This is a genomic window from Limosilactobacillus caccae (genome assembly GCF_900156885.1).
Lineage (GTDB): Bacteria > Bacillota > Bacilli > Lactobacillales > Lactobacillaceae > Limosilactobacillus > Limosilactobacillus caccae.
In genome coordinates, this window is the sequence record NZ_FTOY01000011.1 from 26092 (window position 1) to 42568 (window position 16477).

Genomic DNA, 16477 nt, shown 5'->3' on the forward strand with positions numbered 1-16477 from the left:
CGATGAAAATACAAAATCAAGGAGCAAAACTGCAAGAGTTGCTGGTGTCCATGCAGGGTTCAGCAATTTATCAGCAAGGCAACGCCGCGGAGTTTAGTCCTGATAAGGTCGCCTTTAATCCTCACTCACCGTTAGCAGGAAAGAAAATTGCCTTTCTCGGTTCATCAGTTACTTACGGCTTTGCGGCAAAGGGAAAGTCATTTGTCGACTACTTAGCGGCTAAGGATGGTGTACTGGCTACTAAGTCGGCAATCTCGGGGACAACCTTAGCGGGACGCGAAAGCGGGGGTTACCTTGACCGCCTCAAAAAAGATTTCCCGGGAAATATTCACTACGATGCTTTTGTTTGCCAGCTATCTACTAATGATAACCGCCATGGTAAGGACCGGGGAATCGTTACGTCAACTGGTCAGCGGAGTGATTTTGACTTGACGACGACCCTCGGAGCGATTGAAGAAATATGTCGTTATGTTCAGGCTAATTTTAACTGTCCGCTAGTCTTCTATACTTGTCTGCAAGACGACCCCCACCACCAGTATGCGGATCTGGTTGACCAATTGGGGAACCTTCAAGAAAAGTGGCACTTTGCAATTATTGACCTCTTTAATAATGAAGGACTCCTAGCAAGCACTGCGGCGCACCCGCAGGCAATGTTTGATGATGTTCACCCGACGCAGGAAGGATACCTGAAGATCTGGCTACCAGTCTTTGAAAAAGAATTAGCAGCAATTTTAGCAAATACCGGAAAGGATGACGAAAATGAAAATTACAGTTAAAGGAGCCGGTTTAACGCTCCGGGGTGTTTTAGAAGGCACTACGACCATCCAAAATGATGAAGTAGCAATTCTGATGCATGGCTTTCAAGGCGATCGTGGAAATGAGCCGGGAAAATTGCTTTATGACCTTGCCCACCATTTAAGCGCAGCGGGAATACCGACGATACGCTTTGACTTTGCCGGGTGTGGGCAGAGTGATGGTGATTATTCTAAGATGACGATTCTTAGTGAGCTCCTTGATGGGATGGCGATAATTGATTTTGCCCGGACAACGGTTGGGGCGAAGAAGATTTACCTAGTTGGGCACTCCCAGGGTGGGGTTGTTGCCTCAATGCTGAGTGGTTATTACCGTGACCTTATTAGCAAACTGGTTTTACTCGCCCCGGCTGCGACCCTTAAAGATGATGCGCTGCGTGGGGAATGCCAGGGGACGGCATATGACCCCCAACATATCCCGTTGACGGTACCTGTTAATGGTCAAGTGGTGAGTGGGCAGTATTTCCGAACAGCACAGTTATTGCCAATCTATGAAACAGCACAGCACTTCGCCAATCCAGCATTGATTATTCACGGGAATGATGACCAGGTAGTTTCGCCAGAAGCAGCAAAGAAATATAACGTGATTTTGCAAAATAGTCGTCTTTACTTGGTGGATGGCGAGGATCACTCGCTAGAAGGCACCAAAGTGGCAGAAACGCTGCAGTTAGTTACTGATTTTCTGCAGGAGTAGCTCCCTTATTACTTGCCCACCCGATAAGTGATACTGGTACAATTGGAGAAGGAGTTTAGGGCAAAAGGAGCAGTTTTTATGGTAGAAACACCGCAGCAAATTTTAAAAGACAATTTTGGCTTTGATCACTTTCGTCCTGGCCAGGCAGAGATCATTGACCTCGTTTGCCAGCACCACAATGTTCTGGCTGTCATGCCGACTGGTGGTGGGAAGTCGCTTTGCTATCAAATCCCGGCATTGCTTAATCCAGGAGTTACCCTAGTGGTCTCACCGCTAATTTCTTTGATGAAGGACCAAGTTGATTCGTTGCGGCAAAACGGGATTGAAGCGGCGGCGTTAAACAGTGCAACCCCGAAAGAAGAGGTAAACCCAATCTTGCGGCAGGCGTATGAGGGTAAGATTAAGCTGATTTATGTAACTCCAGAACGGTTAAGTATGGAATACTTTCAGTACCAGCTTAACTACCTTAACGTTAACTTGGTCGCCATTGACGAGGCTCACTGTATCTCCCAGTGGGGACATGATTTTCGCCCGGCGTACCGGCAATTAAAAGCCGCAATTGACCGGCTGCAATCCCGGCCGAATATTTTAGCCTTAACGGCGACGGCGACCCCACAGGTACAAGATGACATCGGCCAGCAGTTAGGGATTGCGAGGGAGAACTTTATCATTACGAGTTTTACCCGCCCGAATATTAGCTTTAAAGTTGTCCATCCACGGTCTGGCACCCGGCAGTATATTGTTGAATACCTAAAGAACCATCAGAATGAGGCCGGGGTAATCTATGCAAATACGCGCAAACGGGTTGAATCACTGACCGCCTACCTTCGTGACCGCGGCTTTAGTGTTGAAGCCTATCATGCAGGGATGACTAACGACCAACGAGCCACCGTTCAAGATGACTTTCAGTTTGACCGGGTGCCATTGATTGTGGCAACGAACGCTTTTGGCATGGGAATTGACAAGAGCAACGTCCGCTTTGTCCTTCATGCTACCAGCGCGAAGAACTTAGAGTCGTATTACCAAGAAGCAGGTCGGGCGGGCCGTGATGGCTTGCCAAGTGAAGCGGTAATGCTCTTTCATGCCAACGATATCCAGCAGTACCGGTGGTTTGTCGACCAGTCAACCGCCGATGAGGAATACCGCAATGTTCAATATAAAAAGCTCCAGGCCGTGATCGCTTATGCGAATACACCGCGGTGCTTACAGCAAGAAATTGTCGCCTACTTTGGGCAAGAATGTCCGCCGTGCGGGCACTGTAGTAACTGCCTTGACCAACGAAAGATGGAAGACATTACTGAAGAAGCGCAAAGCGCCATTGCCGCAGTTAATGAACTCCACGGACGGTTTGGCAAAACCTTCGTCGCCCAAGTGCTAACCGGGTCGACCAACCAACGTGTCCGGCAGGTAGGAGCAGATCAACTGCCTCATTATGCTGCCCTCGATAGTCTTTCCCAACAAGCAGTGGTCAGTTTGCTTGACTACCTGATTGCGACCGATTACTTGCAACTAGCGGGGAGCCAGTACCCGGTCGTTGCTGTTGCTTCGGCGGGCTGGCAAGTGCTTAACGGTGAAGCAAAGGTCTATCGCCGGCAGGAGGTTAAGCCCGACCGGCAAGCAACTAAGGTCGTTGAATCGCCAGAAGAAGCGGCCCTATTCGATGTGCTCCGGGAAAAGCGGTTAGCGCTGGCCAATGAACAAGGGGTTCCGGCCTTTATGATCTTTTCGGACCGCACCCTCCATGAGATGGCACAGCAAAAGCCACAGACCCCAGCGGACATGTTAGCGGTTAGTGGTATTGGTAAGAAGAAGCTGGAGCAATACGGTGAAGAAATGATTGCAACGATTGCCAAGTACCTGCTGGGAGAGAGTTAGTGGCGTGATTAATAATTATAGGTGATCGATAATAATTATCTTGACGAAAATGGGCATTATAAGATACAATATTTATTGTTGATTAACCTATTATTCCGGCATAGCTCAGTTGGTAGAGCACCTGACTGTTAATCAGGTTGTCGTCAGTTCGAGTCTGACTGCCGGAGTTACAGATAAATGAGAAGTCATTGCTGATTGCGGTGGCTTCTTATTTTTATTTTGTTTTAATTTCTGCTGATCGGTTAAAACACGCGACATAATTAAGAAAATGAACAATTTTAGCTCGTTAAGCCGGCTGTCTTCTCATCAAAAACTTATTTTTTAATTGACTGCTCAAAAAAACGTGTATATAATAGTGTTATTCTAAATTTTATTGTGAGATTTTTTTAATATTTGGAATGAGTATGTTCGGTTATCAATTTAATTGAATAGCAGACTTATTTGGAGGAATTTTATGAGTAAACAAAAGAATTTGGATACCTCCTTCTTTGGGCAACCACGGGGATTGTCCACGCTGTTCTTTACTGAAATGTGGGAACGGTTTAGTTACTACGGAATGCGGGCTATCCTTTTATTCTATATGTACTATGCTGTTAGCAAGGGTGGTTTGGGCATGGACCAAGCCACTGCAGCATCAATCATGTCAATCTACGGTTCACTAGTTTACTTAGCTAGTGTTGTCGGTGGATGGCTTTCTGACCGGGTATGGGGATCGCGGCGAACGGTCTTCATCGGTGGTGTCTTGATTATGTTTGGGCATATTGCCTTGTCACTGCCGTTTGGTATTTCCGCTCTTTATGTTTCAATCGCCTTGATTGTTATTGGGACTGGTTTGCTAAAGCCAAACGTTTCTGAAATGGTCGGGGGCTTATATAGCCCAGAAGACCGGCGGCGTGATTCTGGTTTCAGTATGTTCGTCTTCGGGATCAACTTAGGGGCCGCTGTTGCTCCATGGGCAGTTCCGTGGGCTGCAAACGGCTTTGGGCTAAACCTATTCGGCGGTGAGATGAACTTCCACGCCGGGTTCTCACTAGCTGCGATTGGGATGTTCTTCGGCTTAGTTCAATACGTAATCGATGGCCGGAAGTACCTTTCAAAGGACAGCTTGTATCCTGATGACCCAATTGACAAGGAAGCTCTTCGCCCAGTGATCATCTGGTCATTAGTCGGGGTTGTTGCCTTGATCATTATTCTTGGTTTACTAGCAGCAATGGGGCAGCTTAACATCAACAACATTATTATGTTGATCACAATCATCGCCATTGCTTTGCCAATTTACTACTTCGTCATGATGTTGAACTCAAAGAAGGTGACGAAAGCTGAAAAGTCACGGGTTGTTGCTTACATTCCACTTTTCATCGCTGCTGCTATCTTCTGGGCAATTGAAGAATCTGGTTCAGTTGTCTTAGCACTTTACGCTGAACAACGGACGATCCTACACGTCGGTAGTTGGCACTTTGCAGCTGCCAACTTCCAGACGCTGAACCCATTGTTCATCATGATCTTGACGCCATTCTTCGTTACCCTTTGGGATCGGTGGAAGCGTCAGCCAAGTGCCCCTGGTAAGTTTGCTGCCGGGCTTGTTATCGCTGGTCTGTCATACGTATGGATGGCCTTACCAGCGATCATTCACGGAACCACTGCTGGACGGGTTAGCCCATTCTGGCTTGTTGGTTCATGGTTTATCGTTGAAATTGCCGAAATGTTGATTTCCCCAATTGGTCTTTCCGTTACGACTAAGTTGGCACCAAATGCCTTCAAGTCACAGATGATGAGTATGTGGTTCCTTGCCGATGCTGCCGGTCAAGCAGTTAACGCCCAGGTTGTTAAGTACTACTCATCCGCAACAGAAGTACCATACTTCTTAATCATTGGGGCTGTAAGTATTGTCTTCGGACTTATCCTTTGCCTCTTTGTTAAGCGAATCCACGCATTGATGGATGGGGTCGACTAATTAAATAATAAGTGCAACGGTTGAGAATTTTCAGCCGTTGTTTTATTTTTAAAGCAAAAAAGAGGTGTAAGGATGAAAATTGCCATCAGCAGTGACCTGCATATCGACCTCAACCACGCTGATGCGGAATCGCTTTGCAAGCAACAGGCCCATTACCTTGATGAACAGCACATCGATTATTACTTTTCCTTAGGGGATGCCTTTAATGACTTCGTTAAAACGCAGTGGTACTTCAAGAAACTTAACCAGGCAATGACTGATTCGACGGCCTACTACCTGGCAGGCAATCATGATATGCTGGCAAATACCAGCGCTGAACAACTGGAAGGAAAGGTTGATGACTACTACTTCCATAACCGTGTCCTCGACCTCCCGGGGACGGCCTGGCGAATCATTGGTAACAATGGCTGGTATGACTATTCCTTTTCCACGTATTACGATGACCCAGCAGCCGTTGCGCAGTGGAAGCGAGCGTACTGGGTAGACCGGGCGATCAGCCAAGGCATTACAGACTATCAGCGGATGGACCGGGCGTTAGCACAGATCCGAACACAGCTACAGCAAGCGGCTGATGACCAGCGAAAAGTAATCTTTTTGACCCATTTTGTGCCAATTCGCCAGGCAGTGCCGGCACTGCACTTTGCTAATCCACGGCGCCAGCGAATGTGGGAAATGACAAAGGCAATGATGGGGAGCGCACGGTTGGGGCAGTTGCTATCAGCATTCCCGCAAGTTCGAGAAGTCGATTACGGACACCTGCACCATGCACTAGATAAAATTGTTAATGGTGGAGTTAGTTATTATAGTCGGCCAGTTGGTGTTCAGCGCAAGGAAGGCTGGCGTGGGAGTTTATATGATCGCTGGCAGGCGACCCTTCAAATACGAAAATACTAACTTTTTCAAAAAAAGTCGAAAAAACTCTTGCAAAAGGGTGGAGAATTAGTTATGATAATAAACGTTGATTGATACGAGTTATCTGATCAAGCAACTTCTTGGAGGAGTAGCGAAGTCTGGTTAAACGCGACGGTCTGTAAAACCGTTCCTTCGGGTTCGGTGGTTCGAATCCACTCTCCTCCATTTTTATTATTGGGCTATAGCCAAGCGGTAAGGCAACGGTTTTTGGTACCGTCATGCGCTGGTTCGAATCCAGCTAGCCCAACTGTCTAAAGCTGTGACATAAATGTGTCGCAGCTTTTTTGTTACCAAAAATTTCTTAGGAGACGATTGAATGCCAAAGCAGGGTCACTTTGCTAAGTCAAGCCGGGTTAAACAAGTTAATAATTTCAAAGTTAAGCGCCGCCAGCAGGAACAAGCGATTGACGCTGACCAGCTGACCGATTTTTTAGTGGTTCGCTATGCGCTGACAATAAAACGGCGAGTGCCGGTTGCTGCACAGGAGACGATTCAGCGCCTATTGATTGAGGTTAGTGACCGCTTGTTAAAGGCGGATGGGGACCTCCAAAAGATTCTTCCAGCGCTACTGACTGATATCAACTCCCGGGTACCCTGGCAGTTTTTCAAGCAAGTGGTGGAAGAGTGGGCGACTTTACAACGGTTTTTGCAAAAAGAGCTACCGGCAGTCCCTTTGGAGCAACGCTTACGTGTCACGGCGACAGTTTCAACGACGGAACTTAGCAAACGGGTGGCAGAATTAATGGCCACGCGGGCGGCGGCAATCACCTTCTTAAACCAACCCCAGCTGGCGAAAACAATGACGGCACAGACCGCCCGCCGATTATTGCCGACAATCTATCATGATGACCGGCTCGACTGGGAAAAGGTGCGGGCCTTGCTAGCGCCATTTTCCTTTAAGGTTGATGACCAACTGGACGCGGGGACTAAGGAATGGTTACTAGCGCTAAGTAAGCTGAAATAATATTGGCTTTTTGTTAAAAGCTTGGTAGAATGAAAATGATATGGAGCTGTGGTGGAGCTAATCACCATGGCTTTTTTATTTTGTTGTTAGGGAGGAATTAACACAGATGGAAAAGAAAAGTTACCGGCGGATATACCTCGCGATTGCGTCGCTGGCGTTGTTAACCTTTATTGGGATCTTAAACGAAACGTCGATGAACGTTACCTATCCGGAGCTTGCTAGCCAATTTGGCGTTTCGCTTGATGTTATTCAGTGGATTACGACCGGCTATCTCTTGATGGTAACCATCACGATGGGGACGACGGCCTACCTATTACGGCAGTTTCCGGCCAGGTGGCTCCACTTAGCTGCCGTATCTGTTTTTATCGTCGGGGATTTGATGTGCGCACTGACGCCTAATTTCCCCCTCCTGTTGACAGGGCGGTTAGTTCAGGCCATTGCGACTGGTTTGTCAACGCCAATTATGTTTCACTTGATCTTTTCTGAAATTCCCCATGAGCGGACGGGGATAATGACTGGCTTTGCCGGGATGGTGATTTCCTTTGCGCCAGCACTGGGACCAACCTATGGCGGGCTTGTTTCCCAAACGCTTTCCTGGCGGATGATCTTCTGGATCTTATTGCCGCTTGTTTTAATCAGTTTAGTTGTTGGGCAGCTATTTATCAGAAATCAGCCGACCGGGAATGATAAGCAGTTTAGCTATGGAAGCCTGGTTACCCTGGCAGTTGCCCTTGTTAGTTTTATCAGCGCAATCGCCGCAGTTGGTAAACGGGGCTTTGACTACCGCTTCTGCCTATTACTAGTAATCGCGGTTATTTTCTTTACCGCATTTGTTTACATTAATAATCATGGTAAGTCAGCTTTGTTTGACCTCCGTGTCTTCCGTGTTTCCACGTTGCGGTTGTCGACCTTGACTTACTTTAACCTCCAGTTTATTAATATCGGGATTTCCCTGGTAATCCCGGTTTACCTTCAGTACGTTCTCCACTCGTCGCCAGTCGTGGCCGGATTGGTCTTGTTGCCGGGTTCCCTTTTTGGGGCATTGATCTCACCATTTGCGGGCGGGATTGCAGATAGTCAGGGATTTGCTAAGCCAGTTATTACAGGGGGTGTCTTGTTAGTAATCGGGACACTTTGCTTTGTTATTTTCCAATCCCAACTGACCCCCTGGCTGGTTGCGCTATTCTTTGTGATTTTACGGATTGGCTTTAATTTTGCCTTCTCAAACACGATTTCCAACGCATCGATGCAGGTTCAGCCGCAAAGTGCCCCGGATGTTAACTCGATTTTTAACATGGTACAGCAATTTGCCGGCTCATTTGGGACCAGTTTGTTAGCGTCAGTCATCGCCCTCTACCAAAAAGGGACGGTCGCTAATTTGGCTAACCGGACCTATGACGGGGGCAAGTTTGACTTTATTTTATTAACTACCTTAGCGGTGATTACCCTGATTGCAATGGTGACAAATTACCATAAGCAACGGGTGTAATTTAAGTAAAAACGGGAAGCAAAAGATTCTCTAAGAAGTGGTTGAATTAGCTGGGCAACAATGTGATAATGTGGCATGGTTAAGCATGCAACTGACATTATTATAGAAAGTGAATAGGAGAAAATGATTGATACAATCGTTCACTTTATGGTGAACAACCAGGTCTTTACACTGTTTATTTGTTTGGCCCTTGGCTTTTTAATTGGTAACTATAAGATTGCGGGAAAATTTAATATCGGTGCGACGGTTGGAACATTGATTGTCGCCCTGATCGTCGGCCAAATTGGGGCCTTTCCCCGTGATGAAATGCTCGGGACGATCTTCTTCGGGGCATTTATGTTTTCCGTTGGTTACCGGATCGGCCCCCAACTATTGGTGAGTTTGAAACTGTTTGGGGTGCGGATCTTAATTGCTAGTCTTTTTTGGATGCTTGCGGCGTTCCTCGTTGCGTGGGGGCTCTTTGTGGCTTTCCACATTGGCCCCGGAGTTGCCGCCGGTGTGATCGCTGGTTCGTTGACCCAGTCAGCGACGGTTGCTAGTTCACTTCAGACGATCGGCTCCTTGCCGGTCAGCAATGCTGTTAAGGCAACATATGAAGCCCAGCTGCCCGTTGCATATGCATTAACGTACGTTTTTGGGACACTTGGTGTTATCATTTTCTTACGCGATATTGCCCCAAAACTTTTAGGGATTACGGTTGAAGAACGTGGTCCGCAGATGGCAGAGCGTTACCACTTCCACGCGAAGAACCCAAACCCAACATGGCGGCGGACGTATAAGATTGCGCCGGATTCACCAATTGTTGGGAAGACATTGGAAGAGTTCAACCGGCGTTCACATTACCGGATTATCGGTTTAGCGGTCTTTCATAACAATAAGATGACTGACCATCTCGAATACCGCTTACAGCCCGGCGACTTGTTGACCGTGATTGGCTACGCTGTCCACTTTGACCGCTTAATGCAGGTCAAGGGACTGACGGAAGTCCTGACCCCCACAAATGCGCCGAAAGAACGGGAATTTGTCCTCGGCAAGAACTTTAAGCCAAGCGAACTGGCAGTCCTGCGTCAGCACGGGGTATTTATCAACATCCAGGACCCGATAAGTGGTAGCCAACAACTGATTAACCAGTTACGGCCGGGAGATGTGATTTCCCTGACTGGTAATACCTCCCGGACAAAGAAGGTATTAAAGGGCATTGGGCGGTGGAAGGCTGCTGATTCCGCGATGAACTATTCACTATTCTCCCTGGGAATAGGTTGTGCTTCCCTTTTAGGAATTATCGGGATAAAATTGAACAGTATTCCGCTCCAGCTTGGAAACGGGACGGCGGCGTTAATCATGGGCTTGCTCTTAAGCTCGTGGATCGAACGCCACCGCGACTATAAGTCGATTCCTCATACAGTGACGGACTTTTTGCAAAGCTTTGGTCTAACAATCTTTGTTGGGACCGTCGGCTTGCAGTCGGCCCAGGCTTTTACCGGCGCCATTAAGTCACTAGGCATCGGTGTGTTGGTTGTGGGGGCAGTAATTTCAATTGCGCCGCACTTCCTAACGCTGTTGTTTAGTCGCTATGTCTTGCGGATGGAGCCGTTAGCACTGATTGGGGCATTAACCGGAACCGGGACGATGGCAGCGGCGATGAATGAGATTTCACAACGAGCAGGAGCGGAAGGGGGCGCGTACTACGCGGCCTCCTTTACGCCGGCGTTTGTTGTCGGGAACATCGGGATTACTTTACTAGGACCGATTTTTGTGGCATTATTGTCGTAAGCAAATGTTAGGAAGGGTGGACTGGAGATGCAACAGTTTTTTACAGTGTTAGGTGGAATGGGAACGTTAGCGACAGAAAGTTATGTGCGCTTATTAGATAAGCGGACCCCCACTAAACGTGATCAGGATTATTTAAACTACATTGTAGTTAATCATGCGACGGTTCCAGACCGGACAACGTGGATCCTTGACCACGACAATCCAGACCCTAACGAAGCATTAATTGAAGATATCAAGCAACAGAGCTTACTCAATCCAGCATTCTTCGCGCTAATCTGCAATACGGCCCACTATTCATTTAGTAAGTTGCAAGCAGCAACCGAAGTGCCAATTTTAAACATGCTTCAAGAAACTGTTAACGAGGTAAAGAAGATCAAGCCGACAGCCAAGCGGGTTGGCCTATTGGCAACTAAGGGAACCCTCGCGGCTAACTTATATGACCCGTACGTTGAGGCTGCTGGCTATGAAGTGGTCCGGCCGACCGCCGAGATTGCTGATATGACAGAAGACTTAATCTACCATGATATCAAGGAAGCCGGTCACTCTGATGGAGAGAAGTACCATGAACTGGTTAGAAAAATGGTTGAGGAGCAGGGAAGTGACGTTGTTATCCTCGGGTGCACCGAACTTTCCTTTGCAGAAGAAATGAACCCCGAGACGCAGTATCCGGTTGCTGATTCACAGTCAGTAATTGTTGACCGGTCGCTGGAATGGGCGTTAGAAATGCGGAAAAAGACAAAGTAAACAATTGCGTGACTTTCCGGGGAGATATTTCCCGGGGAATAAGTCACGCTTTTTTATTGCAAATGATAAAATTGGTCTAGATGGATAGAATGGTGTAGAATAAAGAGATAACCAAGCTATCTAAGATAGTGGCGTAAGGAGGAAGAAAGAGATGAGTTCACCTGTCTACATTCAAATTCATAATCAATTACGAAAGAATATTGAAGACAGTAAGTGGAAAGTGGGGGAAAAGATTCCGGCGGAACGAGAGTTGGCAGCAGAGTTTAACGTTAGCCGGATGACCTTACGACAAGCCATTCAGGCCCTGGTTGACGAAGGGATCCTTGAACGACGGGTTGGTTCAGGGACCTTTGTGGCTAACCGGAAGGTCCAAGAGAAGATGTCGGGGGTGACCAGCTTTACGGAGTTGATGCAAGCAACCGGGAAAAAACCGGCTAGCAAGACGATGTCTTACCACCTGACAATCCCATCACAGACAGAAATTGAGAAGCTCCAGTTGGCTGACGGCGAGCAGGTATTGCGGATGGAGCGGATCCGGTATGGAAACGATGTACCGCTGTGTTATGAAGTTGCGACCGTTCCCGCAAAGTTGGTGGAGCACTTTAGCAAGGAAGAAGTAACAACGTCCTTTTACCGCACACTAGAGGAAAAGGCCAACTTATATCCTGGACATGCGACCCAGCACATTTCAGCTACCAAGGCAACGGAAAAGATCGCAAACTACCTGCAAATTAAGCGGGGCGATGCCTTATTGCGGATGACGCAACTGTCATTTTTGCAAGACGGGCGGCCATTTGAGTATGTTCATACTCAATATGTTGGCTCCCGGTTTGAATTTGTCTTTGAGAAGTGAAACCAGCACGTTTTAAGCGATCGTGTTACAATACTGAATAACTAATAAACAGTTTGAGAGGAATACTATAATGAAATTTGATTATCCGGATGATAGCCTCGCCCTACACACTGATGCTTATGAGTTGAGCATGATGCAGACATTCTGGAAACAAGGAATGGGTAACCGGCGGGCCGTTTTTGAGGCCTTCTTTCGGAAGATGCCATTTAAAAATGGTTATGCTGTCTTTGCAGGACTAGACCACCTTATCCGTTACATAAAACAACTGCGCTTTACTGATAGTGATATTGAGTACTTGAAATCAACTAAGCAGTTTGATGATGACTTTCTCGAATACCTTCGCGACTTTAAATTCACGGGGTCGATTAGCTCTTTTGAGGAAGGGGACCTGGTATTTAACCATGAGCCAATCATTCAGGTTGATGCCCCCATCATCGAAGCCCAGCTGATTGAGACAGCGATTTTAAATGTCATCAACTATCAAATTATGGTTGCTACCAAGGCTTCACGGATCAAATCGATCGTCGGCGACCAACTAGTGATGGAATTTGGCTCGCGGCGGGCCCAGGAGCTCGATGCTGCCTTGTGGGGAACCCGAGCAGCCTATATTGGTGGCTTTGACGCTACCAGTAATGTCCGGGCCGGTAAATTATTCGGAATTCCAATCTCGGGAACCCATGCCCACGCGCTCGTCCAGGCTTACATGAGTGACTACGATGCCTTTAAGGCGTATGCTGAAACACACCATGACTGTGTTTTCTTAGTCGATACCTTTGATACTTTGAAGAGTGGGGTACCAAATGCCATCAAGGTTGCCAAGGAATTTGGCGATAAGATCAACTTCCAGGGTGTCCGGATTGATAGTGGTGACATGGCCTACCTATCCAAGAAGGTTCGGAAGATGCTAGATGACGCCGGTTTCCCTGACGCGCAGATTATCGCTTCAAATGGCCTCGACGAAAAGACAATCCAAAACCTCCAGATGCAAGGGGCAAAGATTGATACCTGGGGCATTGGGACCAAACTAATCACTGCTTATGACCAGCCAACGCTGGGGGCAGTTTACAAGTTAGTTGCCTTTGAAGATGAAAACGGCAAGATGGTTGATACGATTAAGCTGTCAAATAACGTTGCAAAAATGTCAACTCCCGGTAAGAAGCAGGTATGGCGGATTAATGACCGGGCGGATGGGAAGAGTGAGGGTGATTATATTACCCTTGTTGACGAGGATCCCCGGGAGAAGGATTCTCTCAACATGTTCAACCCCAACTTCCCACTCCAGCAAAAGGATATTGATGACTTTACTGCCCGGCCAATGCTTAAGCCAATCTGGCAAGACGGTAAGTTTGTCTACGATCAACCGACCCTTGAACAGAGCCGGCAACACCACTTTGACAGCTTGAACGCATTGTGGGACGAGTACAAGCGGGACCTGAATCCAGAGGTATACCCCGTTGACCTGTCCAAGAAGTGTTATGACAATAAGCTCGACTTAATCCACCAAGTTCACGAATATGTTAAGTCATTGAATAACTAGGGGGTATTTAGGATGCGGAAAACTCAAGAAGAAATTATCAATGCGCTGCGGGTAAGTCCACGGATTGACCCGCAAGAAGAAGTCAGGAAGCGGGTGAAATTCATCCATGACTTTTTACAAAAGACGGGGATGAAGACGCTGGTTCTCGGAATTTCTGGTGGGCAAGACTCCACGCTGGCGGGCCGGTTAGCCCAACTAGCAATTGAAGGCCGCCGCGAAGAGACAAATGATGATGAATACCAGTTTATCGCGGTCCGGCTTCCTTATGGTGAGCAGGCTGACGAATCAGATGCGATGGCAGCGATTAATGACTTTATCAAGCCGGATAAGGTAATGCGGGTGAATATCAAGCCGGCGACTGACGCAATGGTTGAATCATTGACGAGTGCAGGCGCTTCGATTAGTGACTTTAATAAGGGAAACATTAAGGCCCGGGAGCGGATGATCGTTCAATACGCCATTGCTGGGCAATTCGGCGGGGCCGTTGTCGGGACCGACCATGCGGCGGAAGCAGTTACTGGTTTTTATACCAAGTTTGGTGATGGTGGGGCAGACATTACCCCCCTTGCCGGTCTTGATAAACGTCAGGGGAAAGCATTGTTGCAGTACCTTGATGCGCCAGCTAAGCTTTACGATAAGACACCGACGGCTGACCTTGAAGAAGACAAGCCGATGCGGCCGGATGAAGAAGCCCTTGGCGTGCGGTATACAGATATTGATAATTATCTTGAAGGCCACGAAGTTCCTAGTGCGGCTGCGGAAAAGATCGAAGCATGGTATAAGCGGACGCAGCATAAGCGCCACTTACCAATCGCCCCACTAGATACGTGGTGGAAGTAAATAAAAGTTAAAGAGGCTGGGCAAACTCAGCCTCTTATTAGTTTAGGAATCTCTTGGAGGAAAAGATGGAAGAAGAAACGATTCAACTTGTCAGCAAGCAATTACCGGACATTCGGCCCCACCAGATCAAGGCGGCCTTAGACTTGATGGATGATGGTAATACAATTCCCTTCATTGCACGTTACCGGAAGGAAGCGACGGGCACCCTGGATGAAGTGCAGTTACAGTCGATTCGGGACGAGTACCACCGGGTAACGACGCTCCGTGAACGGCAAGAAACGGTGATTAATAAGATTGCGGAGCTGGGGAAGCTGACCCCCGCCTTAGAGAAGCAGATCAAGGCGGCAACTGAATTGCAAGAAGTGGAGGACCTTTACCTGCCTTATAAGCAAAAGCGGCAGACAAAGGCGCAAAAGGCCCGGGAGCATGGCTTAGCACCGTTAGCTAACTGGCTGCTTACTTACCCTGCAGGGGACTTATCAGCCAAGGCCGCTGACTTTATTAACGATGATGTTCCCGATGCGCAGGCGGCTCTTGAGGGTGCCCACGAAATCTTAGCGGAAGCGATTAGTGAAATGGCGACCGTTCGTAGCTGGTTACGAAACTATACCGTCCACCACGGGCAAATTATGACAAGCCTGAAGAAGGATGGTGAGGAAAAAGACGAGCTAGGGACTTATAAGCAATATTATGAATTTGCGAGTGAGATTGAAAAGCTGAACTCGTATCAAATTCTGGCCTTTAACCGGGGTGAAAAGGAGGGCGTGATTAACGTTAAGGTGGCCGTTGATGACCAGCCAATCATGAACTACTTGCACTTCCGCTTAATTAAGACAAGGGAGGAAAACGACGCAACGGCCTTCATTGAAGAAGCATATGCCGATGCCTACAAGCGCTTCTTAGGCCCGGCGATTGAACGGGAACTCCGCCGGCAGTTGACGGAAAAAGCGGATGAGCAGGCAATTAAGGTCTTTGGTGAAAACCTCTACCACTTGTTAATGCAGGCGCCAATTAAAGGGAAAGTTGTGCTCGGCTTTGACCCAGCCTACCGGACTGGCTGCAAGTTGGCGGTGCTGGACGAAAACGGGAAGTTCTTAGAAAAGGCCGTTATTTACCCCCATAAGCCTGCGCCAGAAAAGCAGCGAGCAGCGGCCGAGGGTGAGTTTATCGCCTTGCTTGAAAAATACCACGTTGAGATGATTGCAATCGGCAACGGGACTGCCAGCCGGGAATCGGAGCAGTTTGTTGCCGCCGCCCTTAAGAAGGTCAGCCGGCCAATTTACTATGTGATTGTTAACGAAGCCGGTGCCTCGGTTTATTCGGCAAGTAAGGAAGCACGGGACGAATTTCCTGACCTTCACGTGGAACAGCGGAGTGCGATCAGCATTGGTCGCCGCTTACAAGATCCCCTGGCAGAACTAGTTAAGATTGATCCGCAAGCAGTCGGGGTTGGACAGTACCAGCATGACTTGCCGAAAAAGGAATTAAGTGGGGAGTTAGACACGATTGTTGAACGGGCAGTTAACCGGGTCGGCGTTACCACCTTCGCGACCACCATATCGATATTAACCCGTTGATGTATTCCGAATTTGACCTTGTGAATTTACGGCAGGTAGTTCTTCACGAACTATGCCACTACCACCTGCACTTACTGGGGATGGATTACCACCACCGCAGCCGAGCGTTTAAGCGTCTCCTTGCCCAAGTCGGTGGGTCACGCTATGCTCCCCCGACGAGCAAGCGGCAAAAGAAGCAGGGGGCCAAGTGGATTTACCAATGTACGGGTTGTGGGGTTGAAATCGCCCGCCAGCGCCGCTTTAACACCCGCCGGTATGTCTGTCGCCGATGTGGTCACCATTTTTACTTAAAAAGTTTAAAAAAGTAGTTGCCAATCAACGGGTATCTTGCTATAATAATATTCGTTGATTGATATGCGGCCGTGGCGGAACTGGCAGACGCGTAAGATTAAGGATCTTATGGTCGATTATGACCGTGGAGGTTCAAGTCCTCTCGGCCGCACTATTAATAAA

General features: G+C 48.0%; 12 protein-coding genes, 4 tRNA genes and 2 pseudogenes. All 18 read left to right on the forward strand.

The genetic code is table 11. The features are described from left to right. Positions 1–2 precede the first annotated feature (2 nt). The 18 genes and pseudogenes from CZ502_RS06180 to CZ502_RS06265 all read left to right on the forward strand — a co-directional run bounded on the left by CZ502_RS06180 (position 3) and on the right by CZ502_RS06265 (position 16466). A complete protein-coding gene (locus CZ502_RS06180) occupies positions 3–776 on the forward strand; it encodes an SGNH/GDSL hydrolase family protein (RefSeq protein WP_076460660.1) in 774 nt (257 codons plus the stop codon). Next, positions 760–1506 (forward strand): alpha/beta hydrolase, encoded by a 747-nt coding sequence (locus tag CZ502_RS06185; protein ID WP_076460663.1) that lies wholly within the window; start codon positions 760–762, stop codon positions 1504–1506. Before CZ502_RS06180 ends, CZ502_RS06185 begins: the two co-directional genes overlap by 17 nt. A 78-nt stretch (positions 1507–1584) precedes the next feature. Continuing rightward, positions 1585–3381: a DNA helicase RecQ gene (gene recQ, locus CZ502_RS06190; RefSeq protein WP_076460665.1), complete on the forward strand. Its 1797-nt coding sequence runs from the start codon at positions 1585–1587 to the stop codon at positions 3379–3381. Between the two features lie 94 nt (positions 3382–3475). After that, positions 3476–3548: transfer RNA gene (locus CZ502_RS06195), tRNA-Asn, on the forward strand. Positions 3549–3835: 287 nt separating this feature from the next. Beyond that, complete coding sequence (locus CZ502_RS06200; protein ID WP_076460667.1) at positions 3836–5335, forward strand: peptide MFS transporter; 1500 nt, start codon at positions 3836–3838, stop codon at positions 5333–5335. Between the two features lie 72 nt (positions 5336–5407). Then, positions 5408–6229, forward strand: coding sequence for a metallophosphoesterase (locus CZ502_RS06205; protein ID WP_076460669.1), 822 nt, complete (start codon positions 5408–5410; stop codon positions 6227–6229). Between the two features lie 100 nt (positions 6230–6329). Next, positions 6330–6412 (forward strand) — tRNA-Tyr (locus tag CZ502_RS06210). 10 nt (positions 6413–6422) lie between these two features. Beyond that, positions 6423–6494: transfer RNA gene (locus CZ502_RS06215), tRNA-Gln, on the forward strand. 69 nt (positions 6495–6563) lie between these two features. Next, entirely contained in the window at positions 6564–7211 is a 648-nt protein-coding gene (locus CZ502_RS06220; protein ID WP_076460671.1) for a hypothetical protein, read from the forward strand. Between the two features lie 106 nt (positions 7212–7317). Further along, positions 7318–8700 carry a DHA2 family efflux MFS transporter permease subunit gene (locus CZ502_RS06225; protein ID WP_076460673.1) on the forward strand — a complete coding sequence of 461 codons (1383 nt, stop codon included), beginning with the start codon at positions 7318–7320 and terminating at the stop codon, positions 8698–8700. 123 nt (positions 8701–8823) lie between these two features. Next, positions 8824–10473, forward strand: coding sequence for an aspartate-alanine antiporter-like transporter (locus tag CZ502_RS06230; protein ID WP_076460675.1), 1650 nt, complete (start codon positions 8824–8826; stop codon positions 10471–10473). A 27-nt stretch (positions 10474–10500) separates the two neighbouring features. Then, the gene (locus CZ502_RS06235; protein ID WP_076460677.1) at positions 10501–11217 is read left to right on the forward strand and encodes an aspartate/glutamate racemase family protein; all 717 of its coding nucleotides are present in this window, start codon (positions 10501–10503) and stop codon (positions 11215–11217) included. Positions 11218–11368: 151 nt separating this feature from the next. After that, positions 11369–12070, forward strand: a complete 702-nt coding sequence (locus tag CZ502_RS06240; RefSeq protein WP_076460679.1) for a GntR family transcriptional regulator — start codon at positions 11369–11371, stop codon at positions 12068–12070. A 70-nt stretch (positions 12071–12140) separates the two neighbouring features. Further along, a complete protein-coding gene (locus CZ502_RS06245) occupies positions 12141–13607 on the forward strand; it encodes a nicotinate phosphoribosyltransferase (protein ID WP_076460681.1) in 1467 nt (488 codons plus the stop codon). A gap of 12 nt (positions 13608–13619) precedes the next feature. Beyond that, entirely contained in the window at positions 13620–14447 is an 828-nt protein-coding gene (nadE, locus tag CZ502_RS06250) for an NAD(+) synthase (RefSeq protein ID WP_076460683.1), read from the forward strand. A gap of 65 nt (positions 14448–14512) precedes the next feature. Continuing rightward, positions 14513–16021: pseudogene (locus tag CZ502_RS06255) on the forward strand (Tex-like N-terminal domain-containing protein); the annotation flags it as partial. Continuing rightward, positions 15976–16332: pseudogene (locus CZ502_RS06260) on the forward strand (SprT family protein); the annotation flags it as partial. The pseudogenes CZ502_RS06255 and CZ502_RS06260, both read left to right, overlap by 46 nt. A 48-nt stretch (positions 16333–16380) precedes the next feature. Next, positions 16381–16466, forward strand: a tRNA-Leu gene (locus tag CZ502_RS06265). The last annotated feature ends 11 nt before the right edge of the window (positions 16467–16477 follow it).

What these genes read in the sequence shown, in the direction of transcription:
- CZ502_RS06180 (WP_076460660.1), top strand. Translation starts at nt 3, where the DNA reads ATGAAAATACAAAATCAAGGAGCAAAACTGCAAGAGTTGCTGGTGTCC.
- CZ502_RS06185 (WP_076460663.1), top strand. Translation starts at nt 760, where the DNA reads ATGAAAATTACAGTTAAAGGAGCCGGTTTAACGCTCCGGGGTGTTTTA.
- recQ (WP_076460665.1), top strand. Translation starts at nt 1,585, where the DNA reads ATGGTAGAAACACCGCAGCAAATTTTAAAAGACAATTTTGGCTTTGAT.
- CZ502_RS06200 (WP_076460667.1), top strand. Translation starts at nt 3,836, where the DNA reads ATGAGTAAACAAAAGAATTTGGATACCTCCTTCTTTGGGCAACCACGG.
- CZ502_RS06205 (WP_076460669.1), top strand. Translation starts at nt 5,408, where the DNA reads ATGAAAATTGCCATCAGCAGTGACCTGCATATCGACCTCAACCACGCT.
- CZ502_RS06220 (WP_076460671.1), top strand. Translation starts at nt 6,564, where the DNA reads ATGCCAAAGCAGGGTCACTTTGCTAAGTCAAGCCGGGTTAAACAAGTT.
- CZ502_RS06225 (WP_076460673.1), top strand. Translation starts at nt 7,318, where the DNA reads ATGGAAAAGAAAAGTTACCGGCGGATATACCTCGCGATTGCGTCGCTG.
- CZ502_RS06230 (WP_076460675.1), top strand. Translation starts at nt 8,824, where the DNA reads ATGATTGATACAATCGTTCACTTTATGGTGAACAACCAGGTCTTTACA.
- CZ502_RS06235 (WP_076460677.1), top strand. Translation starts at nt 10,501, where the DNA reads ATGCAACAGTTTTTTACAGTGTTAGGTGGAATGGGAACGTTAGCGACA.
- CZ502_RS06240 (WP_076460679.1), top strand. Translation starts at nt 11,369, where the DNA reads ATGAGTTCACCTGTCTACATTCAAATTCATAATCAATTACGAAAGAAT.
- CZ502_RS06245 (WP_076460681.1), top strand. Translation starts at nt 12,141, where the DNA reads ATGAAATTTGATTATCCGGATGATAGCCTCGCCCTACACACTGATGCT.
- nadE (WP_076460683.1), top strand. Translation starts at nt 13,620, where the DNA reads ATGCGGAAAACTCAAGAAGAAATTATCAATGCGCTGCGGGTAAGTCCA.